Raw genomic sequence first — 26,797 nt, forward strand, 5'->3', positions numbered from 1 at the left:
TATTTTCTCTTCCCTACATTATTTTCGACGATATCTAGCTCTATGACATCATCCTAATTTTCTAACTGTTTTTATTTTTTATTACGCTGAATTATTCTGATAAGTGCGACTTATTGCGCTTGTGATAATAACGAAAGCGCTTCCTTTCTTTGACTTAAAAGATAACCTAATTGCCCTTGTTTATGGCTATCTTCTATTACCTCTTTTATCAGTTTTGATAACTCTTCATTAGTCATTAACTGTCCATATTGTAATGAAAATAAGACATAAGCTCGCCTATCTTGATCATTGTCAAGTTGAGTAGCATGAGGATCATAAAACAATGCCATAATACGGGATAATGCTTGTTCCGATAATGGTTTTTTCTGTTGTTCGCAAAGATCTTGCCAAGTCACAACTAAATGGTAAAGAGCAGCCTGATTCAATAAATTGAACCGTAATTTTGGATTAACAAAACGCTGCGCAAACTCTTTCTCATCCTCATAATCAATAGCATGAAATACACAACAGTCGCCATTAGTATTAATAAAATAATAATGAGTATCGTCAGGCAAAAGTAAACCAAGGTGTGATTTAGGTGCTTCATAACTGTGCCATAGCACATCAAGTGTGAAAGGTTCATAAAATGGTAAAAACCTACGCCCTAAGGCTTTTCCAGCTATTAAACAGGCATTAAGCAACTCATCAGCTAGCGATTCCGGCGGTAAAGGACTTGCCAAAAAACCACACACATATTGCTTACTTGTTAGGTAATCTATATTAATTTGCCTCAAGGCACTAACAAAAAGTTTTTTGTTTAATTGTTCATTTGGCTCTGCAATACACACAAGTAACGGACAACTAGCTAAGCTATGCGCAAGTTCAGGCCGTTTAATAACAGCCAACAACTCGGGCGCAATATTATCTTGTAATGCTTCATCATAAAGTGGTGATAATTCACTGACAACTGCTAATCGATCAATGAGTAAATAACGATAATGTTGTAAACTGCTCCCTTCATTAAATTGACTTTGAAGTACTTCTAACACTGCTTTCAAATTGTTAACAAATCTATTATCCATTATAATTGCTCCTCACAACTGGCTCCGGCAGGTAATTCGGGAACAGATGCTTTAAAATTCGATGGTCCAATTACATTAAAACTCGCAGTTAATGCTTTAGCATCACCTGGAGAAATTAATTTAATGCCATCTGGTTGAATAACAATAGCTGAGTTACCACATACTAAGTTCAATTTTTTACTAGCGGAAACAGTGACTTCATGGTTGACACTGGTCAATTTAACATGCTTATTCCCTGTCAAATGTAATTCATCATTTTGAGCTTGAATATCAACTTTACCTTGTGCAGCAAAGATAGTAATCCCCATTTTACTAGCGAATAAACTAATACGATTACCGGCATTGATCATAAAACGTTTAAAGGCACTAATATCAACACTATTTTGAGCGGTATGAATAATATTTTCACCCGCCGTGTGTTGAATACTATCTGGCGTAACAGTTGCCACACCGGCTGGCGCATAGTGTAATAGCGCAGCATCATTTAATTGCTTGATCTTTTCTTCCATTAATTTTTGTTGAGTTTGTAAGTCGGCCAAAGATGCTTTGGCAACTTTCGCCTGTTCATTGAGTTTTCTTACCATATGTAATGCTTGTTCAAGCTCTTTAACCGGGTTATCAATATTAAGCACATCACCATCAGCTTTATATTTACCTTCGGTTGAAATATAAAGCCCTTTGGCTGCCCGAATCGCCCCCCATTCATCCGTTCTTAATTCAAATCCTTCACCCCGTTGCTCTTTACGTTGATTAACCAAATGACCAAGATTTAATTGCGTTTTACCGTATTCGGTCGCAAGTTTAATGTGCTCTTGACCTCGTTTATCATCCATCCGTAACTTATTATTGGCAGGTGTTCGAATTACATTACGGTGTTTGTTCGCGGTTGCCACATGGTCAGGATGAGCACTGTCATGCATCGCATGTGCAATATATGGTCGGTCAGGATTACCTTCTGTAAAAGCAATCGCTACTTCGGTACCATCTATTAAAGGAAAGTGAAAACCATAGCGGTCTCCGGCATAAGGTTTGGCTAAACGAACCCAGAGACTTTCCTCACCTTTTTTCCAACTTTTTAGGTCAAAATCAAACTTAACTCGATAACGTCCCTGTGTATCAATATAACCATAAGTATCATTATCAGGACTGGTCACCCGCGCTGGTAATGTGCCACTGACTTGAGGCCATGATAAAGGAATAGGACGATACGGTTTTAAGACATCATAAGCAATCGCCGTAAAATGGCATTGATAAGACGCACTACGGTCAGCATAGCTTTCCGTTGATAGAATAATAATACCTTGCTCAAGCCCACCAATTTCACAGTTATCAATAATGATGTGTTGACCGGGTATGAGATGGTAATCGTTACATTCACCCCGAATAATCCATTTTTGACTCAAATGAGCTTCATGGCGGATTTTACTGTACCACTGCCCACTTTCGATTTGTGTGTTATCGCCTTTATCTTTATGATGCTCACCATAGCGGTAATCTATGCCGGCAGTTGTTACATCTTTAGGTTGAGTATTGAGTGAAGAATGCTGGTCTGCTGATGCGGTGCGGTAGTTATAATCTTTTGTTATAACTGACTGCGGTTGAATACTGCTGCTAAATTGTAAATTCCATATGCTATTTTGTTTACCATCAACCATACCACTGGGTGCTTTAAACACAATATGACCGGCATCGTCATACCCTTGTTCATTATCACTTAATACCAATACATCACAATGATGGTCATGATGACTTTCGAAGTAAAACCAAATCCCTACATCACTTAGTAAGCGCTGAATAAACGCTAAATCACTTTCATGCCATTGCGTAATAAACTCTCGTGCCGGGTATTCATCTTTTAATTCTAGACGATAATCAACACCGGTAAAGCCATGCTGACGTAATACAGCTTCCACAACACTCACTACACTTTGATTTTGATAAATCGCACAGTACTGGTCGTTGGCGAATAATGCTAGACGAGGTTGTAATACGACTTGATAATGAGCTTCATCTTTATTAATTGATAACAGACTAAACTCGGTAATCACACCGTACAAGGTACGAGGTGGTTGCGGTTTTTCTAGTGAGCTGATTTTGGTGAGTTGTTCAGCGATATGAGGTGTTTGGAAAGTAAGACTGGCAGATTGGCGGAGAATGGCATCAACGGGGATTTGTTTATCAGTGCAGGTAAAGTTGATTTCATAACGCCAAGGTTGGTTTAAATCTTCCCGCCCAGAGATTGATAGAACGGATAAAGTGGTGGTAGAAGGTAAACCGTTAATCGCTAACTGATAACGGTTATGGGTATGACTACCCATTAAAGTGGTAACTGGTTTTACCACTTGCTCTGTCATAATCATCAGCATTCCTTAAATTTTATACTTATTTTTATTAGTCCGTTATTATAACTATAACCGTGTAAAATAAGGTATTTTTTAGCTTAAATCAATTCGTTTTTAACAGATTTTCCAATTAATAAATTTGTTTAAAAAATCAGCGCATCAATGATAAATTCGATAAAAGAAATATTAACTAATTAAATAAACAGTAATTATTAATTATTGAATGAAAATGGATAAATAAGGCGATCTTAAGATTAAAGTGTAATCTAATGGATTTACAGATAAATGAAGGAGCTTTTTTGCTCCTTTATCATTGAATAATGACAGCATGTTAAAATGAACTAATCTATTATTAATAATGAATATATGATCTTTTTAACATGTCACTATCAGCAATTTAATTTTTCTAAAGCTGTTCAAACCAATAATCTAACTTTTGTCTAAGTTGTTCTAGCCCGGTTCGTTTTAGTGAAGAAAAGGTTGCAACGGTAATATCCCCTTGAAAAGGTAATATTGCTTCTTTGACCATATTAAGTTGTTTTTTTTGTGCTCCTGAGGCAAGTTTATCGGCTTTTGTTAGCAGTAACATCACTGGCAGTTCTGATTGCACCGCCCAATCAATCATCTGTTGATCAAGATCTTTGAGTGGATGACGAATATCCATTAATATGACTAATCCCTTTAGGCTTTCGCGTTTATGTAAATATTCACCTAAGGATTTTTGCCATTTACGTTTTACTTCTTCAGGCACTTGAGCAAAACCATAACCCGGTAAATCGACCAAACGACAATTAGGTGCAACTTCAAATAAGTTAATTAACTGAGTACGACCGGGTGTTTTACTGGTTCTCGCTAGATTTTTCTGATTAGTTAAGGTGTTTAATGCGCTTGATTTTCCCGCATTGGATCGACCGGCAAAAGCAATTTCAATACCGGTGTCAGCAGGTAGATGATTGATGTCTGGCGCGCTAGTAACAAACTTAGTTTTAGCATAATTTAACGGTGTGATGGTCATTGTACAATACCTTAATTTGATAAATTGGCTGGATTTATAACGATTAAGCAAAGGCTTTAGTCAGTTAATAATATGTTTTATCATTTGAATAAGTGAATGAACATGCATAATCACATCAAACAAAATAACAAAGGTGAATTTTATCAAAAACCGCAATTGATAGAAACTGCTTAAGTACTGAATATCGGTAATTTTGATAGATTAACGATGTTTAAACGTATTTACGATAAGATTGCCGTGTATTTATCCTAAATCAATCAATGCTTTGTGTGTTAATGTTATATATAAAAAGGGTAATTTAATAACCCATTACCCTTTTTGACATCATTTGTATCAATTATTCGTTTTATTTGCTGTTAACCAGTTTTTCTACCGCTTTAGCAAAACGCGCCATACCTTGGATGATTTCTTCATCACTGATGACTAAAGATGGCGTAAATCGAAGTACTGAAGTACCGGCATTTAGAATCATGACTTTAAACTCGGTAGCGGTATTTAAGAAATCCCTCGCGCGATCATGGTAAGGTTCACTTAATTGTGCACCTAGCAATAAACCTTTTCCACGATATTGACTAAACACCGAAAATTGCTGATTTATTTTTTCTAATTGCTCAATAAATAATTTTCGCTTCGCTGTGATAGTACTTAAAACAGCGTCTGAATTAATAACATCAAATGCAGCACATCCTACGGCACAAGCTAACGGATTTCCCCCATAGGTCGTTCCATGCACGCCTGGATACATGACTGACGCAATGGTATCAGTGGTTAACATCGCACTAATCGGAAAACCACCGCCTAATGCTTTAGCTGAAGTAAGAATATCCGGTATTATGCCATATTGCTGATAAGTAAATAGTGTACCGGTCCGCCCCATACCACATTGTACTTCATCAAAAATCAATAGTGCATTAAATTCATCACAGAGTTGACGCACACCTGCTAAAAATTCAGGTGTTGCGCAAGTTAGTCCTCCTTCCCCTTGGACGGGTTCTAAAATAACAGCACATGTATGATCATCAATCACTGCTTTAACCGCATCTAGATTATTAAAAGGTACATGAACAATATCTGCTGGTTTTGGACCGAAGCCATCTGAATATTTAGCTTGCCCTCCAACCGAAACAGTAAACAATGTTCGTCCATGAAATGAATGGGTAAAAGAGATAATTTTAGTTTTGTATGGATTGAATTTTTTAATAGCATAATGACGTGCTAATTTTAATGCTGCTTCATTGGCTTCAGCACCAGAATTGGCAAAAAAGATGCGATCGGCAAAAGTATGATCGACAAGTCGTTGAGCTAATTGTAACGCGGGTTCATTAGTAAATACATTACTAACATGCCAGAGTTTTTCACTTTGTTCTTGTAACGCTTTAACTAATTTAGGATGACAGTGACCTAAAGCATTAACGGCAATTCCACCGGCAAAATCGATATATTCCTCACCATTTTGATCCCAAACACGGCTTCCTAAACCTTTAACGGGAATAAATTGTGCGGGTGCATAAACGGGTAACATAACTTTATCAAAACAATCTCGTTTAATGGAAGCTTGTTGTTTTATTGTCATAAACCAATCCTGAAAGCAATTTATAATGATGCAACTATTGTAAACGAAATCACCACGCTGTAAATATTTATTCATTTTTTATGAATATTAATTCATAAAATTCTATTTTTTACCTGTATACGGAATTAAAACCTAACACGTTTATGTGCTAATATCGTTACAGATGATATGTCACTATTTATTCAATACGAAATTAATTGATAATAGATGAAAAAGAGGGACTATTTATTTAGTCCCCACTACATTGTGAATTTAAACAAGCTAACAATTGCTAAGCTTGTATTTTGAAAAGATAAACTTAAATTTTATGGAAAATAGTGACAAGTAAAGATATAAATCCATAAAACAATAGCTAGTACAATCGACATTAATACAGCAGCTGAACCATAATCTTTTGCTCGTCCTGATAATTCATGCCTCTCAGGACCAATTCGGTCAACCACACATTCGATTGCACTATTAATCAATTCAACAATCATAATAAATCCTATTGAACCTACCAATAAGATTCGTTCATAAATCGAAAAATCGATTAACATGACGATTATACATGCAGCTATTAATAGATAAATTTCTTGCCGAAATGCTGTTTCATTAAGAAATGCTGATTTTAAACCTTGTAGAGAATATTTCCCCGCATTAATAATTCTTCGTAAACCTTTTGCTTTTGTCATTATAATGATTCACTTATGTTATTAACTATATTTATTATCTAACATAACCATAGTTCATTAGACGTTGAAAACGTCTTTCTAATAAAGCAGGAAGTTCCATTTCTGCTAGTTCATCAAGATCACTAATTAAACGTTTTTTTAGTGATTCAGCAGCGACAGTATAGTCTCGATGCGCACCGCCAAGAGGCTCTTTAACAACAGCATCAATTAAGTTAAGTTTTAACAGTTTATCTGAGGTCATATTCATCGCTTCAGCAGCTAACGACGCTTTGTCAGCACTTTTCCATAAAATAGAAGCGCATCCTTCCGGTGAAATGACTGAATAAGTACTGTATTGTAACATGTTAACTTTATCACCGACACCTAAAGCTAATGCACCACCGGATCCACCTTCACCAATAACGGTACAGATAGTCGGTACTTTTAAGCGTGACATTTCACGTAAATTACGTGCAATAGCTTCAGCTTGACCACGTTCTTCAGCACCAATGCCTGGATAAGCCCCCGGAGTATCGATAAATGTCAAAATAGGTAACTTAAATCGTTCTGCCATTTCCATTAATCTTAATGCTTTACGATAACCTTCAGGTGCTGGCATTCCAAAATTACGGTAGATCTTAGATTTAGTTTCACGCCCTTTTTGATGACCAATTACCATCACTGGTCGTTCATCAATACGCGCTATACCACCAACAATGGCTTTATCATCAGCAAAAGCACGATCGCCGTGGAGTTCGTCAAAATCAGTAAAGATTTCATTGATATAATCAAGCGTATAAGGACGATTTGGATGACGAGCTAACTGTGCAATTTGCCATGGTGTTAAACTTGAAAAAATCTTTTTGGTTAATTCCTGACTTTTTTCGTTAAGCTGTTTTATTTCTTTATCCAGATTAATATTGAGCTGAACTTCATCAGAATTCATATTTTTCAATGAATCAATTTTAGCTTCTAATTCAGCAATTGGTTTTTCAAAATCTAAAAAATTATTCATAATAGTCCAAGTATGGCCTCTTATTTAAACGTCAATTCATCAATAATTTAAAATCTAATTAGTAATAAATTGGTTTTGTGTAAATATAATAAAAGAGTGTTATTAAATTTTCGCTAATTCTACTATGTATTTAATATAGATCGCCAGATATTTAATGATCTATCTCTATTTTAGAACAACATATTATCGGTAAATCTCAATATATTATAGTAAATTTTGATTAATTTTTATTAATCAAACTCTAACTCTACTCGCTCATTGCCTAGTAAACTTTTTAAACTAATGAGTAAATTATCATTGGGTGTAACACGCCAAGTTGTGCCAAATTGAATGCGTACTCTAGCTTGATCAGTCTGATAATAAACATTAACCGGAATCACGCCATTACGATGTGGCTCGACATTTTTTTGTAATTGTTGTAGGAAAAGTCGATTAACTTCAGAGTCTCGTAAAGAAATGCCTAACCCTTTAACATATTTTTCGCGCGCTTCGCTAAGTTCGACAATTTCTCTGGCAGCAAGTTTGACTCCGCCATTAAAATCATCAGTACTAACTTGCCCGGTAACAATTAATATCTTGTCTTGTACAATGTGATGTTCAAATTTCTCAAGGGTTTCACCAAAAACCATCACTTCAATGCGCCCTGAACGGTCATCAAGCGTAAATAAACCTATTCGATTACCTTTTTTGGTCAGACGAATCCGTGCCGTAATCACCAGTCCGGCAAATGTTGCCATTTTACCCCAACCGGTTGGCGTTGCCTCACTGATTCTAGCGCCATTGGTATAACGACTTAGCTCTTTAAGATATTGCGTCACAGGGTGTCCCGTTAAATATAGACCAAGTGCTTCACGCTCACCGTCTAATAGAATCTGTTCTGGCATTTTCGGCACATTGCCATAAGCATATTCAACTTGTTCTGGCTCTTCAGCTAACACACCAAACATATCCTCCTGTCCAATATCTTGCGCTTTAGCATGTTGATCTGCCGCTTGAATTGCGTCATTAATACTATGTAATATGGCTGCCCGATGAGGACCGATTTTATCAAATGCCCCTGCCATAGTGAGTTTTTCTAAGACGCGCCGATTCAGCTTTTTAATATCCGTTTTTGCACATAATTCGAAGATATTTCTAAAATAACCTTGTTTACCTTGCTTATTGCGCGCTTCAACAATAGCTTCAATAGGTCCTTCACCCACACCTTTAATCGCTCCGATACCATAGACAATTTCACCTTTATCATTTACATGGAAATGGTATAAACCGCTATTAATATCAGGAGGATTGACTTTAATCCCCATTCTTAAACACTCGTCAACAAGACCAACGATTTTATCCGTATTATCCATATCAGCGGTCATAACCGCTGCCATAAATTCCGCTGGGAAATGGGTTTTAAGCCATAAAGTTTGATAAGATACTAACGCATAAGCTGCAGAGTGTGATTTATTGAATCCATAGCCAGCGAATTTCTCAACTAAATCAAAAATTTTCATTGATAATTCGCCATTTATACCCTGTTTTTCCGCCCCTTCTTTAAATACCGAACGTTGTTTAGCCATTTCTTCGGGCTTCTTTTTACCCATAGCGCGACGTAATAAATCAGCGCCACCAAGTGTATAGCCAGCCAGCGTTTGGGCTATTTGCATGACCTGTTCTTGATAAAGAATGATGCCATAAGTTGGTTCTAAAATTGGTTTCAAAGATTCATGTTGATATTGGCTATCAGGGTAAGATACCTCTTCCAATCCATGTTTACGATCAATAAAGTTATCTACCATGCCTGATTGCAAAGGACCCGGTCGAAACAGTGCTACCAGAGCGATCATATCTTCAAAACAGTCAGGTTTGAGTCGTCGGATTAAGTCCTTCATCCCTCGCGATTCCAACTGGAAGACAGCGGTAGTTTCAGCATTTAGTAATAAATCAAATGAATCCTTATCATCAAGAGGAATTCGATTGATATCAACAGGGGGATTGCCTTCTCGTTGTAAACGTTCATTAATCATTGATATTGCCCAATCAATGATTGTTAATGTTCGTAAACCTAAAAAGTCAAATTTAACTAGCCCAGCATACTCAACATCATTTTTATCAAATTGCGTTACCGGATGATGACCTTCGGCGTCACAATAAATCGGTGCAAAATCCGTAATCTTAGTTGGCGAGATAACAACCCCGCCAGCATGTTTACCAGCATTACGCGTGACTCCTTCTAATTGACGGGCAATATCAATGAGCCCTTTAACATCTTCATTATTATTATAAAGCTCAAGTAATCGAGGTTCAGCCTCAAAGGCTTTTGCGAGTGTCATACCGGGATCAGGTGGAATTAATTTCGATATGCGATCCACAAATCCATATGGATGACCTAATACCCGTCCAACATCTCGAATTACTGCTTTCGCAGCCATAGTACCAAAGGTGATGATTTGTGATACGGCATCACGTCCATACATTTCCGCAACGTGATCAATAACTAAATCACGTTTATCCATACAGAAATCAACATCAAAGTCGGGCATAGATACACGTTCTGGATTTAAAAAACGTTCAAATAGTAAATCAAACTCAAGGGGATCGAGATCGGTAATTTTAAGTGCATACGCAACCAGTGATCCAGCACCTGACCCTCGACCCGGTCCAACAGGTACAGAATTATCTTTAGACCATTGGATGAATTCCATCACAATTAAGAAGTAACCGGGGAAACCCATTTGGTTTATCACGTCTAACTCTATCGCTAGACGTTCATCATATTTATGGCGATTAGCTTGGCGAATATCTGGATCAGGAAATAAAAATTGTAAACGCTCTTCAAGTCCTTGTTGCGCTTTATGAATTAAAAAATCCTCCGTGGTCATTTCACCCGTTGGAAATTGCGGTAAGAAATATTCACCTAAACGGATTGAAACATTACATCGTTTGGCAATTTCAACACTATTAATTAGCGACTCGGGAATATCAGAAAAAAGTTCAACCATTTCCGATTCACTACGAAAATATTGTTGTAATGAATATTTTTTAGGGCGTTTAGGATCATCTAAGGTATCGCCATCATGAATGGCTACACGAATTTCATGGGCTTCAAAATCACTTGCAGATAAAAATCTGACATCGTTAGTAGCAACAACCGGTAGATCATGTTGTTCAGCTAATTTAAGCGCTTGCTTAACAAATAGCTCTTCATTTTCGCGCCCAGTACGAATTAACTCCAGATAACAAGCGTCAGCAAAATGCGTTTGATAAAATTGGATAGATTCCATTATCATTGCTTGATTGTCGCGAATGACCCCTAAACCAATATCACTTCGATAACTGACAAGGATAATTAAGCCAGTTTTATATTTAATAAGCCACTCTTTATCAACAACAGGACCATCACCAACATAACCTCGTTGGTAAGCATGTGAGATCAGTAAAGTTAAATTGTGATAACCTTCATTATTAGCTGCTAAAACTGTAATATCATAAAACTCATCACGTTCTACATCATGTATTTTCAGATCAGCACCAATGATCGGTTTAATACCTTTAGACAAGGCACTGCCATAAAATTTTACTAATCCACACAGATTAGAAAAATCCGTTATGGCAAGTGCAGGCATATTCATTGCAACCGTCTGTTTGACTAATGCATCCGTTTTTGCCATGCCATCTAACATGGAAAAATCACTATGAACATGGAGATGTATAAACTTAGGATCTGACATAATATTGCATTTTTTATAAACAAAATTGCATCAATTATAACATTAAAATAAATAGGATATCGAAATCTTAATTCGATATTATTCCGTTGATATTGCTTAACATATTGAGTTTAGGGCGTTAAAAGGGAAAAACAGATTTATTTTAAAGAATCAAGCACCTTAGGGTGCTTGATTTTATAAGTAAGTAATTACTCACATTTTATAGTAATCGCTAAACCACCACGCGATGTTTCTCGATATTTAGCGTTCATATCACGCCCTGTTTCGTACATTGTTTCAATCACTTTATCAAGTGAAACCTTAGCAGCAGAAGTGCGTCTTAATGCCATACGCGTGGCATTAATGGCTTTAACAGCAGCAATTGCATTTCTTTCGATACATGGAACTTGTACTTGCCCACCTACCGGATCGCAGGTTAAGCCTAAATTGTGTTCCATTGCAATCTCCGCTGCAATGCAAACTTGTTCGGGATTCCCTCCCAATAATTCAGCTAATCCAGCAGCAGCCATTGAACATGCTACTCCGACTTCGCCTTGGCAACCAACTTCGGCACCGGATATAGAAGCATTGGTTTGATAGAGTTGACCAATTGCTCCACATGTTAGGAAAAATCGCACATAGCTATCAGGAGTCATTGGCGTGACAAACTTATCATAATAAGCCAGTATTGCGGGAATTATGCCACATGCTCCATTAGTTGGTGCCGTAACAACTCGCCCTCCCGCGGCATTTTCTTCACTAACAGCTAATGCAAACATATTTACCCAATCTATGACGATCATCGGATCACTAATCATATTTTGTGAAGTAGCAATCAATTGCCGATAAAGTGCATTAGCGCGACGTGGTACTTTTAATGGTCCGGGCAATAATCCTTCCGTATGAATACCGCGATCAATACAGTCTTGCATCGTTTTACCAACACGCATGAAATACGCTTCAATTTCAGCATAACGGTGATAGCATAATTCGTTTTTTAAGACAATCGTCGAAATAGATAATGAATTATTAATGCAATATTGCAATAACTTTTCTGCACTTGAGAAAGGGAATGGCACATCGATAGAAGAAGAGTCTGTTGAACGAAATTCTTGCTCTTCAACTATTTTTCCACCACCAACAGAATAGTAAGTTCTTTGTAAAATAGCCTGCTTACCTTGATAAGCTGTTAATGTCATTGCATTTTCATGTAATAGTAGAAAGTCACTATGAAAATTCATACAGCGATCTAAAGGAAAATCAATCACATATTGACCATCATAAATGGGTAATCGTTCGCTTTGTTGCACTTGAGCAATAAAACCAGCAATTGCATCAATATTGACAGTGTCAGGTTGATTGCCTGCTAGCCCCATGATAATAGCTATATCTGTTTGATGACCTTTACCAGTTAAAGACAAAGAACCATATACATCTGCTACAATCGTTGTTACCGACGACATTAATTCCTTATCAATTAATTCATCAATCAGTAATTTGCCTGCGCGCATTGGTCCAACAGTATGAGAACTTGACGGACCAATACCAATTTTAAATATATCAAATACAGAGCTCACCGCCCACTCCTTCACATTATCGAACAATTCTTGATAAATTCGATAATTAAATATCAATAACTTACTTAGTGGTTAATCATTATTATTCATTAATAATGATTAAATTATATCAAGCCATATAATGTGGCTGAAATTGCAATCAATCCGGTAATTACAATAAAGATATTTCGTAATTTGCCTCGATATTGGGCTAATTTAGGCAATTTATGGATAGCATACATAGGTAATAAGAACAATAATATCGCTTGAACAGGGCCACCTAATGATTCAATTAATCCTAAAATACTTGGATTAAGCGTCGCAACTAACCAAGTAGTTATAAACATAAAAATAGCAGTAATATTGTTTAGTTGCTTCGTTTTAATGGTTTTTTGCTTATAACGTAATGTTTTAGACACTATACCATTAAAACCTTCTCTTGCCCCTAAGTAATGACCTAAGAAAGATTTTGACATAGCAACCAATGCAATTGGTGGTGCAACATATTCAATAATAGGTGAATTAAACCGATTCGCCAAATATGATAATATCGAAATATTTTGTGCTTTTGCCTCCTGTAATTCAGCCGGTGTTAAACATAATACACAGCTAAATACAAAAAACATCACTGTGGCAACCATCATCACATTACTCGCAGCAATAATTTTACTGCATTTAGGTTCAGCGTAACGATCACCATATTCTTTACGCTTAGTGACGGCTAATGAAGATATAATCGCGGAATGATTAAAAGAAAAAACCATAACAGGAATGACTAACCATAACGTGAGCCAAATACTTTGCGTTTGATTAGTAGCGTTACCTGACCATGAAAAATTATCGAATATTGAAGTATTCCATTCCGGAATAAGAAATAATGCAAATGACATTAATACAGTTAAGAAAGGAAAAACCAACACTGACATGACTTTTACAATCAAATTCTCACCGAAATGAACAATGGACATTAAAATAGCCAACAGTATAAAAGATAATAATATTCGTGGAGGTGAAGTCATACCTAATTGATGTACGATAAAACTATCGACAGTATTTGTTACACCAACACTATAGACCAATAAAATTGGATAAATAGCTAAAAAATAAAGAAAGGTAATACCATCACCAATAGTCCGACCAAAGGCTTGATCAACAACATCAGTAATATCACTATCGTGATCTTTTCCAGACAGTACAAATCGACATAAGGCCTGATGAGCAAAAAAGGTCATAGGAAAAGCTAATAGTAACATGACAAGCAGTGGAATGAGTCCACCCACGCCGGCATTAATTGGCAAAAATAACACACCCGCACCCACAGCCGTGCCATATAAACTTAACATCCAAACAGTATCACTTGATCGCCATTTTGGGAGTGTGTTATTGGTAAACTGCGATTGATTATCTTCAGTTTGAGTTACAGTTTTATTATTCATAATTGTATTGATTTGTTAATTATCCTACTTTTTAAAAGGTTAAAAATAATAGCAAAAATAACCTTTTCTGACGTTAATTTTTTACAAAAAAAATTGATTATTAATCAAAATTTTATAAAACACTATTGCTAAATTTATTTTTGATTGTCTTATTTTAATCTAGAGTAATCAGCTAGTATGTTATTTTTTAAATTAAATCAATTTTTTGCATCATGATAGAGATACCATACTACAACTGTACTGCGGTAATACTTACTATCATAAGCCATATACCAACATTTCAGGTTTATTTTATTCTTATTGACTATGATATGAGTTTACACTTAATCTTTTAGCATTAAAAAAATCGCAATAAAATTGCTTTAGTGTTGCGTTAGCTACTGCTAAACTAGCTAACATTTTATTAAATTAATAAGTCAATTATTTTTGTGGGACAAATTCATGCGAACCAGTAAATATCTACTTTCTACGTTAAAAGAAACCCCAGCTGATGCTGAAGTGATTAGTCATCAATTAATGTTACGCGCCGGTATGATCCGTAAAGTTGCTTCCGGTTTATATACTTGGCTTCCCACTGGTTACCGTGTATTAAAAAAAGTTGAACAAATTGTCCGTGAAGAGATGAATAAAATCGGCGCTATCGAAGTATTAATGCCAGTTGTGCAACCAGCCGATATTTGGCAAGAAAGTGGTCGATGGGAGCAATATGGTCCAGAATTATTACGTATCAAAGATCGAGGTAATCGTGATTTTGTTTTAGGTCCAACTCATGAGGAAGTTATAACCGATTTAATCCGAAATGAAGTCAGTTCATACAAACAACTTCCGCTTAATTTTTATCAAATTCAGACTAAATTCCGTGATGAAGTTCGACCACGTTTTGGCGTTATGCGTTCACGTGAGTTTATCATGAAAGATGCTTATTCATTCCATACTTCACAAGAATCTTTACAAGCAACGTATGATGATATGTATGCAGCTTACAGCGCTATTTTTAGCCGTATTGGACTAGATTTTCGTGCTGTCCGTGCTGATACAGGTTCAATTGGTGGTAGTTCTTCTCATGAATTTCAGGTTCTCGCGGATAGTGGTGAAGATGATATTGTTTTTTCTACCGAATCTGATTACGCGGCAAATATCGAAATGGCTGAAGCATTAGCGCCTACCGCAATATTAGAGGCAGCGACCGAAGCCATGAAATTAATTGATACACCAAATGCAAAAACAATTGATGAACTTGTGACTCAATTTGATTTAGCGATTGAAAAAACAGTTAAAACATTAATTGTTAAAGCAAGTAAAGAGAGTGGGCATGAGTTTGTTGCATTATTAGTACGCGGTGATCACACCTTAAATGAAATAAAAGCTGAAAAACTAGATATTGTTGCTTCACCATTAGAATTTGCCAGTGAAGAAGAGATTCGTTCTGCTATTGGTGCAGGTCCTGGATCATTAGGTCCTGTCAATTTAACATTACCTATTATTATTGACCGTGAAGTGGCTGTTTTAAGCGATTTTTCTGCTGGCGCCAATATTGATGGTAAGCACTATTTTAATATTAACTGGCAGCGTGATGTTGCATTGCCACGTGTCGCCGATATTCGTAATGTGGTGGAAGGTGATTTGAGTCCAGATGGCAAGGGCACACTTTTAATTAAACGTGGTATTGAAGTCGGACATATATTCCAATTGGGTACAAAATACTCTCAAGCTATGAATGCTACAGTACAAGGTGAAGATGGTCAAAACCATGTCATGATTATGGGTTGTTACGGAATTGGCGTTAGTCGCATTGTTGCCGCGGCTATTGAACAACGTCATGATGATCGAGGGATTATATGGCCAGAAGCGATTGCGCCATTCACTGTTGCGATTATTCCAATGAATATGCATAAATCAGTACAAGTACAACAAACAGCTGAAAAGCTGTATGCTGAACTACAAGATCTGGGTATTGAGGTTTTATTTGATGATCGTAAAGAACGCCCTGGCGTTATGTTTGCTGATGCAGAATTAATTGGTATTCCACATACTATCGTAATTGGCGAGCGAAACTTAACCAATGGCGAAGTAGAATATAAGCATCGTGCTAGTGGTATAAAAGAAATGATTAAAATTGAGAACCTGATTGATTTTATTAAAAATAAAATGTAACCAGATTCAAAAGTGGGCAATCAAGCCCACTTTTTACAAATATAAAAACTTAATTTTTTGAATTTAGCCGCGCTAATTTCTTCATTTTTTGCTCAATACGTTGACGCTTTAATGGTGATAAATAGTCAACAAAGAGTTTGCCTATTAAATGATCCATTTCATGTTGAATACAAATGGCTAGGATTCCATCAGCATCAATTTCATAAAATTCCCCATGACGGTTAAGGGCTTTAATTTTGATTTTTTCTGCTCTTGGTACAAATCCACGACATTCAGGCACTGATAAACAACCTTCTTCAATTCCAGTTTCACCCTCTTTACTGATTACTTCTGGATTAATAATGACATATAAGTCGTCACGATTCTCTGATACATCAATAACAATAATCCGTTGATGGATATCAACTTGAGTTGCTGCCAAGCCAATTCCTTCTTGCTCATACATGGTCTGAGTCATATCGTCGATTATTCGTTGTGTTTCATCTGTAATCACTTCAACAGGTTTTGCTACTTTGCGTAGTCTTTCATCAGGAAAACGTAATACCGGTAATATAGCCATAAATTTTTCGATTTGCCTCTCACTCTAAATTTTTTAAATTCTCCATAGTTTAAACACTATTTAAACTAATGAATAGTCTATTAATTTCTATTAATTAAATTATGTTTTATGAATAAATATGAATTATTGATTCGTTTTTCAATGTTATCTCATAAAAAACCATCAAAACTAATCAGGTATCTACAAAATTCATCTGATAATATAGATGAACAGTTTGTATTCCAACACTGTCAATTAAGTAAAGAACAAATCAGCCAATTTTATCAATTTGATATAAAATCAATCTTGGAATGGTTAAATCAGGATAATCATTATCTTATTAGCTGGGATGATCCATTATATCCTGAACAATTAAAATTCATCAGCAGTGCGCCTCTCTGTTTATTTGTTATTGGTAATCCAGCGCTTTTAATTTCTCCTCAAATAGCCATGGTTGGTAGTCGCCAATTTACTGATTATGGCGCACAGTGGGGGCGTTATTTTGCTGGCGAATTAGCCATTAATGGGCTAACTATTACTAGTGGATTAGCATTAGGCATTGATGCAATTAGTCATCGTGGTGCACTAGATGTAAAAGGTAAAACCATTGCTGTTTTAGCTAGTGGATTAAATTATATTACACCAAAAACAAATTCTTATTTAGCCCAAGCTATTTTAGCCAATGATGGCGCTATTATTTCTGAATTTTTACCAACCATTAAGGCTAGAGCGGAATATTATCCAAGACGAAATCGCATTATTAGTGGTTTGAGTTTAGGTACTTTTGTCGTTGAGGCTACGTGTAATAGTGGCTCATTGATAACGGCGCGTTATGCATTAGAACAAAATAGAGATGTGTTTGCTCTACCCGGCATTATCGATCATAGTAATAGTAATGGTACTCATTGGCTAATAAAACAGGGTGCTTATTTAGTGACGGAACCCAATGATATTTTAGAACATTATACACATCAATTAAGTTGGATACGAAAACAGAGTATAAGCACTACAACTGAGAACTCATCATTATTGCATAGCAATATTTTAGCGGTAATTAATCATCATGCTCTGCCCATTGATATTATTGCCGATAAAATTAAAGAACCCGTTGCTGAAGTAGCAATAAAATTGCTTGAGTTAGAACTTGAAGGCTTAGTGAAAGCGGTTACTGGTGGTTATATAAGAAATCATAGTTTATCTATTGATTAAGTCTGTATTTCTACATCAATATTTTTTATTTACCTTGATTGATTAAGATCACTTAGCTTAAAATAAATAATTATTTATCCTCTGACTTATTATAATAAATTATGAGCGCACTCACATTGATACAATCTTGCCAATATCTTAAAGATGGCAAAGTGATAGCTTATCCCACAGAGGCTGTATTCGGTTTAGGTTGCGATCCAGATAATCAACAGGCTGTTTTACAACTGTTAGCCCTTAAAAAACGCCCAATAGAAAAGGGGTTGATATTAATTGCCGCCAATTTAAAACAATTGGAACCGTATTTTGATAAATTATCTTTAACTCAAAAACAAATTGAGTTAATTAATCAACCAAGAGATTTAGCCACAACATGGCTTGTTAAGAAAAATATAAATACACCGACATGGTTAACAGGCCAATTTGATTCAATCGCTATTCGAATTAGTCATCATCCTTTAGTTAAAGAACTATGTTTAGCTTTTACCAAACCCTTAGTCTCGACAAGTGCTAATTTATCTGGTCAGCCTCCTTGTCGAACTTTGGCTGAGATCGCAATCCAATTTGGTGAACAATTCCCAGTTCTAAAAGGTGAAACAGGAAAACAACGGAATCCTTCACAAATCCGTGATATTATGACCGGCAGCATTATTCGACAAGGATAAATCCATTGCAAAATTCACTTTATATTGGTGTTATGTCGGGAACGAGTTTAGATGGAATTGATATCGCATTAGTTGATATTACTGATGATAACATTACATTTATTGCCGGTGAATGTTACCCATTCCCAAACGAAGTAAAAATGGCATTATGGCAATTATGTCAACAATCATCGTGTACCTTATTACAATTGGGTGAGCTTGACCATCGTTTAGGGCAGTTATATGCCGATAGTATAAATAATTTTATAAATAAATATCATTTGGATAGCCAAAAAATTGGTGCTATTGGTTGTCATGGACAAACAATTTATCATTCCCCGAATGGTGAATACCCTTTTACAATGCAAATAGGTGATGCCAACATCATTGCAGCAAAAACTGGCATTACTACAGTTGCAGATTTACGTCGCAAAGATATGGCATATGGCGGGCAAGGTGCACCTTTAGTACCCGCATTTCATCAAGCAATATTTAGTGCTCCAGATAAAAATCGTATTATTTTAAATATTGGTGGAATAAGCAATATCACCGTATTATCACCCAATCAACCTATCATTGGATTTGATACTGGACCGGGTAATGTATTGCTTGATAGTTGGATAATGAGGCATTTAAATCAACCCTATGATAAAGATGCACAATGGGCTAAAACTGGAATAATCAATCAATCTCTTTTACAGCATTTATTAAATGAACCTTACTTTCACATGCCTTATCCAAAGAGTACAGGTCGAGAATTATTTAATATTGACTGGTTATTAAAGAAACTGATAAATTACACGCCTGCACCAAAAGATGTACAAGCAACTTTAGTCGAGCTGACAGTAAATGCGACAATTCAAGCTATAAATAAACAATTAACATTATCCGATAACTTGCCAAATGAATTATTAATTTGTGGTGGCGGTGCTAAAAACCCACTTATTATTGAGCGTTTTAGTAAATTGTTAGAAGACTGGTCAGTACTTACAACCGATCAATTAAATATTGATAGTAGCTTCATAGAAGCTATGGCTTTTGCGTGGCTAGCATATTGTCGAATACATAATTTGCCAAGTAATATAACAACAGTAACGGGAGCGACTAAAGCTATCAGCTTAGGCGTGATATACCCAAATTAAAAAAAGGAGATAATTCAATGAAAGAAAAAATACTTAATTCATATGTTTTCAACGTAATGCTACATGGTTACAAAAATATTTTTTGTTATACAGGGCGTGAAAGTCAAGTTGCATTTCGTTGTTTTGTTCTAATCAATTCTCTATTATTTATTGTAGCCATTATTTTAGGCGCATTACTTAGTAATGTGCTTGGATTTTTAGGGGAGATGGTGTGCATTGTCATTTTGGCAGGATATTTCTTATCCACATTATCATTTAATGTTCGTCGCTTACATGATGCTGGATATTCTGGGTTGTTATGCTTACTATATCTTGTCGCTATATTAATCGTATGGATTGTTTCAGCATGCTTACCATCAACACCCGGTCCTAATCAGTATGGTAAACAAGCAAATAAAATTATAGAAGAATAAATCTATTTTTCTTTTAATTGTTAATCGTGTTATTTGATTGCCTACACGATTAACAATATTACAATTAAATGAGTCCTAACTGTTGTAAACCCTTAGCTATACCATCATGGTTATTATCAGCAGTAATCAATTGAGCAAGCTCTTTCAAAGGAGCGACCGCATTAGCCATCGCTATTGGGTGATCTACCATTTCAAACATTTCAATGTCGTTTAATCCATCACCAAACGCATAGGTAGGAATACCATACAAATTGGCATTTTGTAGAAGTTTATCAATACCAAATGCTTTTGAGCCTCCAGTATTAAATATATCAACACAATATGGTGTATTTCGTATGAAGGTGAGTTCAGGGAAAAAATCTTGATAGATCTGTTCTCCATTTTCACAGAGCAAGAGTAGCATCTGAATTGGCTTATGATGATGAATTTTATCATCAACCTGAGGAATAGCTTGCTTCAAATAATCATAAAATTTTTTCGCTGCTTCTCCAGATTGAGAAATTCGCATCAAGTGATCATTATAAAAAGCTAATGGAATACCAGTATGAGAACGAGAAAACTCTAGCATACGATCAATAATCTGAGGATCAATATTATTAGTAAAAATTGATTTGCCTTGATAAATTACTGACTGCCCATTCATGCCAACAATAGAATCAATACCTGTTCTATGCATTATATGTTTGACTTCAAATGCGGATCTGCCGGTCGCCATAATGGGTATGATATGATTAGCACGTAATTTATCTAAAGCTGCCACAGTACTATCAGCCACTTGAATATCACTAGTTAGTAATGTCCCATCTAAATCAAAAAAGACGATCGCTTTCGGTTTATTATTCATTAAGCCACCCTGTTTTGTTATAAATTAAAGACTGTTTTTATAAAAGGAATAGTTAATTTTCTTTGTTCAGCGATAGTGGCTTTATCTAATTTATTTAGCATATCAAATAAAGATCGCATATCACGCTCAACCCTTTTTAGGAGAAATAACCCAACCTCAGTTGATAAATCAAAACCACGTAATTTAGCACGTAATTGTAGCGCACTTAATTTATCTTCATCAGTTAGCTCTTTCAACTGATAGACTTGTCCCCATTCCAAACGTGAAGCTAAATCAGGAAGATTAAAAGGAATTTGTTTAGGCGAGTTATTACCTGTGATTAATAACTTAGCTTGAGAATTTTCTAATAAGCGATTAAACAGATCAAATATTGCCTCTTCCCATTGCAGATAACCTGCTATCTGATCGATATTATCTAAGCAAACCAAATCATAATTTTCAAGACCAAATAAAATATCTGGAGTTAATAATAAATGCTGTTCAAGTGGAATGTAACTGATTAACTTATTTGAAAGTGATAAATCATGGCAAGCAGCGTGTAACAAATGTGTTCTACCAGATGATGCATTTGCCCAGAAATAGAGACAGTGGAAGCCTGATTTATTTAAAACCGCTCTTAAATTATTGATTAATAACTCATTATAACCGGTATAAAAACTAGCAAACGTTTCCGTATCCGGTAATGAAACAGGTAACACCAACTGATGGGAATTAATTGTTAATACCTCACTCTATTTTATGACCCATGTAGTATAAATTCTGAAACCTAAAAAGCAATATCATTACAAAAAAGAAAAATTTTCTTAGATTAATTATTTTAATAGTTAAAATAAATAGTCAAACTTATTAAATAAGTTACGAAAATCTAGCTAAGATAATTTTTTACCTTAGCCATAGATTTTTTAGTTACGAGGTAAAATGAGATTTAATATTATAGCTACAATACCACATAGACTAATACCTTGTAGTACATAATTGCCAAAATCAAATAACATCCCACCAATACCAAACACCAATACTAAAGCTGTTATACACATATTGCGTGATATAGAGAGGTCAACCTTATTTTTAATTAAGATATTCACTCCCACAGAAGCAATTGAACCAAACAATAATACCATAATCCCCCCCATTACAACGGTCGGAATAGATGATAAAAAGGCGCCAACTTTACCGACAAATGACATAATAATGGCCCAAATAGCGGCCCATGTCATAATTCTTGTTTTAAAATTACGCGTTAATGTTACAGCACCAATAACCTCTGCATAGGTAATACAAGGTGGTCCACCTAAGAAACCCGCCGCTGAAGTAGCTAAACCATCACCCCATAACGTTTTATGTAATCCCGGATTTTTAGTGTAATCTTTACCTGTCACACTACCTATTGCCATAATATCACCAACATGTTCAATGGTTGGTGCTATAACAATGGGAATCATATACAGAACAGCCTGCCATTTAAATGATGGAAAAGTAAAATCAGGTATTGAAAACCAAGGGGCTTTAATAACAGGAGTAAAATCAACTAAACCAAACCAACATGAAAGTGCATAGCCAACAATAATACCCGATATAATAGGAACTAATTTAACAAATCCTTTAGCCCGTATGGCTACAACTAAAGTCGTGATTAAAGAAGCCATTGAAATAATAATTAATTGATATTTTGGTAAATTAGTTTCGATACTATTACCCATTGCCATATTCACTGCAACCGGCGCTAATGATAAACCAATGACCATAATAATCGGTCCTGTTACAACGGGCGGTAAAATACGTTCAATAATATTAGTACCATTAATTTTAACTAAAAAGGCAAAAAACATAAAAACTAAACCTGCTGCAACTACTCCGCCTAAAGTAGCAGGAATACCCCATTGTGCTACACCATAAGAAATAGGTGCAATAAAAGCAAATGAGGAGGCTAAAAATACAGGCACTTTACCACGTGTAGTAATTTGAAATAGTAGCGTACCTACGCCAGCTGTAAATAAAGCAACATTAGGATTAAGTCCTGTTAATAGGGGCACTAAAACTAAAGCGCCAAATGCCACAAATAACATTTGTGCCCCCGTAACAATATCTAGCCAACTAGGCTTAATTTGATCAGATGCTTGAGATGTTTGGTTAGTTACCATATTTAACGTTCCTTCTTATTAAATAACAGGTATAAAAAAACCGGCTTAAGCCGGTTTAAATGTTTAAAAGTTATTTGGTACCGAAAATCTTATCTCCGGCATCACCAAGACCAGGAAGAATATATCCTTGCTCATTAAGTCTTTCATCAATTGAGGCAGTATATAGCTCAACATCAGGATGCGCTTGTTCAAGTGCTTTGATTCCTTCAGGTGCAGCAACTAAAACTAATACTTTTATATTTTTACAACCTGCTTGTTTTAATAAATCAATGGTTGCGACCATTGATCCACCTGTGGCTAACATTGGATCTACTACTAATGCCATACGATCTTCAATATCAGAGGTTAATTTTTGAAAATAAGCGACTGGTTCAAGCGTTTCTTCATTACGGTAGAATCCAACTACACTAATTCTAGCACTTGGGATATGTTCAAGCACACCATCCATCATACCAAGACCAGCTCGTAAAATTGGCACCACAGTAATTTTTTTTCCTTTAATTCGTTCTACTTCAATTGGTCCGCACCAACCTTGAATTGTAACTTTTTCAGTTGGCAGATTAGCGGTTGCTTCATAAGTTAATAAACTTCCAACTTCACTGGCTAGGGCTCTAAAATCTTTAGTAGAAATATCATGCTCACGCATTAGTCCAATTTTATGGCGGACAAGGGGATGTTTGACTTCAACAATTTTCATGGAATAACCTCAGTGTATTAAATCTATTAATCATTTAAATTTAAATGACCACTGGCGGCAGATTGTAACATGGATAATTTAATAAATAAAAATCAATTTATCTGCCCTATATAACTAACTATGTGGTTTAGTTAACAATTTATGATAAGTTATTAATACGTTGACGCTTGAATAATTAATAATTTCCGCTCGGCATTAAGCTGCGGAACATTTAAATTAATGCATGTTTTTAATTTAAAAGGAGCGTGAAGCTTCGCTATTTCATCTTCTGAAGACTGGCTTTTTAATGCATAAAATAAGCCAGTTTCATTCGGTAAATGTTGACACCATTGAAGCATATCATTTAGTGAAGCAAAAGCACGACTTATTACGCCATCAAATTGTTTATGATTGTACATTTCAATTCGGCTTTGTACAGGATTGATATTATTAAGATTCAATTCAAATTGTACTTGTTTTAAAAAACGAACTCGTTTTCCTAAACTATCAACTAAATCAAATTGCTTATCAGGATTAATGATAGCAAGAGGTATACCGGGTAACCCCGGTCCAGTACCTACATCAATAAATTGTTGACCTTCTAAATAAGGCGAAACGACAATACTATCTAAAATATGTTTAACTAACATTTCATTAGGATCACGCACAGAAGTTAAGTTATACGCTTTATTCCATTTATCAAGTAAAGTGACATAATGGATCAGTTTATCGATCTGTGCGTCATTAATTGATAATGTTGTTTGTTTGATAAGCTTATTAAGCTGATTTTTTAACATATCTTACTGCGCCTTTTTACTAATATAATTTTTTTTCTTTAAATAAACTAATAACATTGATATTGCTGCCGGTGTAATTCCTGAAATTCGGCTAGCTTGACCTATCGAAACAGGTTTATGTTGTTTAAGCTTCGCGATAACTTCATTAGATAAACCCGAAATATCAGCATAATCAATTTCTTCAGGAATTAACGTTTCTTCATTGCGTTTTTGTCGTTTAATTTCCTCAATTTGCAATTTAATGTAACCATCATATTTAACTTGAATCTCAACTTGTTCAGCCGCCGATCCATCTGGCAGGCCTGGAGCAAATAGCGATAATGATTTTAATGTCTTGTAGGTCATTTCAGGGCGTTTTAGTAACTCTTCACCATTCGCTTCTTTCGTTAAATTAGCATTTAACACCGCATTGACTTCATCAATAGTATCAATATATGGGTGAACCCAGATATCACGTAATCGAGCACGTTCTTGTTCTATCGCTTCAAGTTTTTCATTAAAATGTTGCCAGCGATAATCATCAACTAAACCTAAATTACGACCAATTTCAGTTAAGCGTATATCAGCATTATCTTCACGTAACATTAAGCGATATTCAGCTCGTGAAGTGAACATACGATACGGTTCATTAGTTCCTAAAGTACAAAGATCATCAACTAAAACACCTAAATAGGCTTGATCACGTGTTGGGTACCATTGTTCCTGATCATAAACGGATCTTGCTGCATTTAAACCGGCCAATAATCCTTGCGCAGCTGCTTCCTCGTAACCCGTTGTACCATTGATCTGTCCTGCTAAAAATAAACCATTTATAACTTTACTTTCAAGCGTTGGTTTCAGATCTCTTGGATCAAAATAATCATATTCGATCGCATAACCAGGTCTTACGATGTTGGCATTCTCTAATCCTTTCATGCTACGTACAAATTCGAGCTGTGTATCAAACGGCAAACTGGTAGAGATCCCATTAGGATAAATTTCATTACTATTTAATCCTTCAGGTTCTAAATAGATCTGATGAGAATCACGATCAGCAAATCGCATGATCTTATCTTCAATTGATGGACAATATCTTGGACCAATTCCTTCTATTACCCCTGTATACATTGGGCTACGATCCAAACTATTTCGAATGATCTCATGTGTCTTTTCATTTGTTGAAGTTATGTAACATGGGATCTGTTTTGGATGTTCATTAGGATCGCCTAAAAATGAAAATACCGGTACTGGATCATCGCCGGCTTGAATACCTAACTGTGAAAAATCAATGGTACGTGCATCGATCCTTGGTGGAGTTCCAGTTTTTAAACGACCAATGCGGAAAGGGTACTGGTGTAGTGATTTTGATAAACTGATCGAAGCAGGATCCCCTGTGCGTCCACCACTGTAATTATTAAGCCCAATATGGATCTTACCCGCTAAAAATGTACCCGCTGTTAAAACAACGGCTTTAGCGCGAAATTTAACGCCCATTTGCGTTACAACACCAGTAATACGATCATTTTCAATAATGACATCATCAACAGATTGTTGAAAGATCATTAAGTTTGGCTGATTTTCTAAAGCTATACGGATCGCATCACGATATAACGATCGGTCAGCTTGAGCACGCGTTGCTCTAACCGCGGGTCCTTTACTGGCGTTTAAGATCCTAAATTGGATCCCTGCGAGATCTGTTGCATGTGCCATTAATCCACCTAAGGCATCGATCTCTTTAACTAAATGACCTTTACCAATACCACCAATAGCTGGATTGCAAGACATTTGTCCTAATGTATTGATATTATGGGTTAAAAGTAATGTTTTTCTACCCATTCTTGCTGCTGCCATAGCAGCTTCAGTACCAGCATGACCACCACCAATAATGATCACATCAAAAAGATCGGGGTAAAACAT

Annotated in this window: 21 protein-coding genes; 5 read left to right on the forward strand and 16 right to left on the reverse strand. The window is 35.7% G+C overall.

Features of this window, described 5'->3' with window-relative positions; genetic code table 11:
* Nucleotides 1-110: 110 nt before the first annotated feature.
* From FPB0191_RS11500 to FPB0191_RS11540, 9 genes are all read right to left on the reverse strand, one after another.
* The gene (locus FPB0191_RS11500; protein WP_039106309.1) at nt 111-1,061 is read right to left on the reverse strand and encodes a DUF4123 domain-containing protein; all 951 of its coding nucleotides are present in this window, start codon (nt 1,059-1,061) and stop codon (nt 111-113) included.
* On the reverse strand, nt 1,061-3,415 hold the full coding sequence (locus FPB0191_RS11505; RefSeq protein ID WP_162485181.1) for a type VI secretion system Vgr family protein: 2,355 nt from the start codon (nt 3,413-3,415) through the stop codon (nt 1,061-1,063). Before FPB0191_RS11505 ends, FPB0191_RS11500 begins: the two co-directional genes overlap by 1 nt.
* A 394-nt stretch (nt 3,416-3,809) precedes the next feature.
* Nucleotides 3,810-4,412, reverse strand: coding sequence for a ribosome biogenesis GTP-binding protein YihA/YsxC (yihA, locus tag FPB0191_RS11510; protein ID WP_039107108.1), 603 nt, complete (start codon nt 4,410-4,412; stop codon nt 3,810-3,812).
* Nucleotides 4,413-4,764: 352 nt separating this feature from the next.
* Nucleotides 4,765-5,991: an aspartate aminotransferase family protein gene (locus FPB0191_RS11515; protein ID WP_039106311.1), complete on the reverse strand. Its 1,227-nt coding sequence runs from the start codon at nt 5,989-5,991 to the stop codon at nt 4,765-4,767.
* Nucleotides 5,992-6,296: 305 nt separating this feature from the next.
* A complete protein-coding gene (locus FPB0191_RS11520) occupies nt 6,297-6,665 on the reverse strand; it encodes a diacylglycerol kinase (protein ID WP_039106313.1) in 369 nt (122 codons plus the stop codon).
* Nucleotides 6,666-6,699: 34 nt separating this feature from the next.
* Nucleotides 6,700-7,662 carry an acetyl-CoA carboxylase carboxyl transferase subunit alpha gene (accA, locus tag FPB0191_RS11525; protein WP_110021823.1) on the reverse strand — a complete coding sequence of 321 codons (963 nt, stop codon included), beginning with the start codon at nt 7,660-7,662 and terminating at the stop codon, nt 6,700-6,702.
* A gap of 227 nt (nt 7,663-7,889) precedes the next feature.
* Complete coding sequence (dnaE, locus tag FPB0191_RS11530; protein ID WP_039106318.1) at nt 7,890-11,375, reverse strand: DNA polymerase III subunit alpha; 3,486 nt, start codon at nt 11,373-11,375, stop codon at nt 7,890-7,892.
* Nucleotides 11,376-11,563: 188 nt separating this feature from the next.
* Nucleotides 11,564-12,931, reverse strand: coding sequence for an L-serine ammonia-lyase (locus tag FPB0191_RS11535; protein WP_039106320.1), 1,368 nt, complete (start codon nt 12,929-12,931; stop codon nt 11,564-11,566).
* A 104-nt stretch (nt 12,932-13,035) separates the two neighbouring features.
* A complete protein-coding gene (locus FPB0191_RS11540) occupies nt 13,036-14,346 on the reverse strand; it encodes a serine/threonine transporter (RefSeq protein ID WP_039106323.1) in 1,311 nt (436 codons plus the stop codon).
* Nucleotides 14,347-14,787: 441 nt separating this feature from the next.
* Between FPB0191_RS11540 and proS the strand changes: the two genes are divergently transcribed.
* Nucleotides 14,788-16,500, forward strand: a complete 1,713-nt coding sequence (gene proS / locus FPB0191_RS11545; RefSeq protein WP_039106324.1) for a proline--tRNA ligase — start codon at nt 14,788-14,790, stop codon at nt 16,498-16,500.
* A 49-nt stretch (nt 16,501-16,549) separates the two neighbouring features.
* Here the strand turns inward: proS and def are convergent, their stop codons facing one another.
* Nucleotides 16,550-17,059, reverse strand: a complete 510-nt coding sequence (def, locus tag FPB0191_RS11550; RefSeq protein ID WP_039106326.1) for a peptide deformylase — start codon at nt 17,057-17,059, stop codon at nt 16,550-16,552.
* A gap of 108 nt (nt 17,060-17,167) precedes the next feature.
* Between def and dprA the strand changes: the two genes are divergently transcribed.
* The 4 genes from dprA (at nt 17,168) to FPB0191_RS11840 (ending at nt 20,443) form a co-directional block, all read left to right on the forward strand.
* Nucleotides 17,168-18,247 carry a DNA-processing protein DprA gene (gene dprA, locus FPB0191_RS11555; RefSeq protein WP_039106328.1) on the forward strand — a complete coding sequence of 360 codons (1,080 nt, stop codon included), beginning with the start codon at nt 17,168-17,170 and terminating at the stop codon, nt 18,245-18,247.
* A gap of 101 nt (nt 18,248-18,348) precedes the next feature.
* Nucleotides 18,349-18,909 (forward strand): L-threonylcarbamoyladenylate synthase type 1 TsaC, encoded by a 561-nt coding sequence (gene tsaC, locus FPB0191_RS11560; RefSeq protein ID WP_039106330.1) that lies wholly within the window; start codon nt 18,349-18,351, stop codon nt 18,907-18,909.
* A gap of 5 nt (nt 18,910-18,914) precedes the next feature.
* Nucleotides 18,915-20,030: an anhydro-N-acetylmuramic acid kinase gene (locus tag FPB0191_RS11565; protein WP_082018325.1), complete on the forward strand. Its 1,116-nt coding sequence runs from the start codon at nt 18,915-18,917 to the stop codon at nt 20,028-20,030.
* A gap of 17 nt (nt 20,031-20,047) precedes the next feature.
* Nucleotides 20,048-20,443 carry a DUF805 domain-containing protein gene (locus FPB0191_RS11840; protein ID WP_052236966.1) on the forward strand — a complete coding sequence of 132 codons (396 nt, stop codon included), beginning with the start codon at nt 20,048-20,050 and terminating at the stop codon, nt 20,441-20,443.
* A gap of 64 nt (nt 20,444-20,507) precedes the next feature.
* Here FPB0191_RS11840 and FPB0191_RS11575 read toward each other — a convergent pair whose 3' ends face one another.
* The 6 genes from FPB0191_RS11575 to mnmG all read right to left on the reverse strand — a co-directional run bounded on the left by FPB0191_RS11575 (nt 20,508) and on the right by mnmG (nt 26,797).
* The gene (locus FPB0191_RS11575; protein WP_039106331.1) at nt 20,508-21,287 is read right to left on the reverse strand and encodes a Cof-type HAD-IIB family hydrolase; all 780 of its coding nucleotides are present in this window, start codon (nt 21,285-21,287) and stop codon (nt 20,508-20,510) included.
* 17 nt (nt 21,288-21,304) lie between these two features.
* On the reverse strand, nt 21,305-21,988 hold the full coding sequence (gene hda, locus FPB0191_RS11580; protein WP_202965349.1) for a DnaA inactivator Hda: 684 nt from the start codon (nt 21,986-21,988) through the stop codon (nt 21,305-21,307).
* 201 nt (nt 21,989-22,189) lie between these two features.
* A complete protein-coding gene (locus FPB0191_RS11585; RefSeq protein WP_082018326.1) occupies nt 22,190-23,428 on the reverse strand; it encodes a uracil-xanthine permease family protein in 1,239 nt (412 codons plus the stop codon).
* 70 nt (nt 23,429-23,498) lie between these two features.
* Nucleotides 23,499-24,125, reverse strand: coding sequence for a uracil phosphoribosyltransferase (gene upp / locus FPB0191_RS11590; RefSeq protein ID WP_039106333.1), 627 nt, complete (start codon nt 24,123-24,125; stop codon nt 23,499-23,501).
* A 152-nt stretch (nt 24,126-24,277) separates the two neighbouring features.
* Nucleotides 24,278-24,901, reverse strand: a complete 624-nt coding sequence (gene rsmG, locus FPB0191_RS11595) for a 16S rRNA (guanine(527)-N(7))-methyltransferase RsmG (RefSeq protein ID WP_039106335.1) — start codon at nt 24,899-24,901, stop codon at nt 24,278-24,280.
* 3 nt (nt 24,902-24,904) lie between these two features.
* Nucleotides 24,905-26,797 carry a tRNA uridine-5-carboxymethylaminomethyl(34) synthesis enzyme MnmG gene (mnmG, locus tag FPB0191_RS11600; protein ID WP_039106337.1) on the reverse strand — a complete coding sequence of 631 codons (1,893 nt, stop codon included), beginning with the start codon at nt 26,795-26,797 and terminating at the stop codon, nt 24,905-24,907.

Origin of the sequence: Frischella perrara, from assembly GCF_000807275.1 — a bacterium.
In the GTDB taxonomy this organism is placed as follows: Bacteria; Pseudomonadota; Gammaproteobacteria; order Enterobacterales; family Orbaceae; genus Frischella; species Frischella perrara.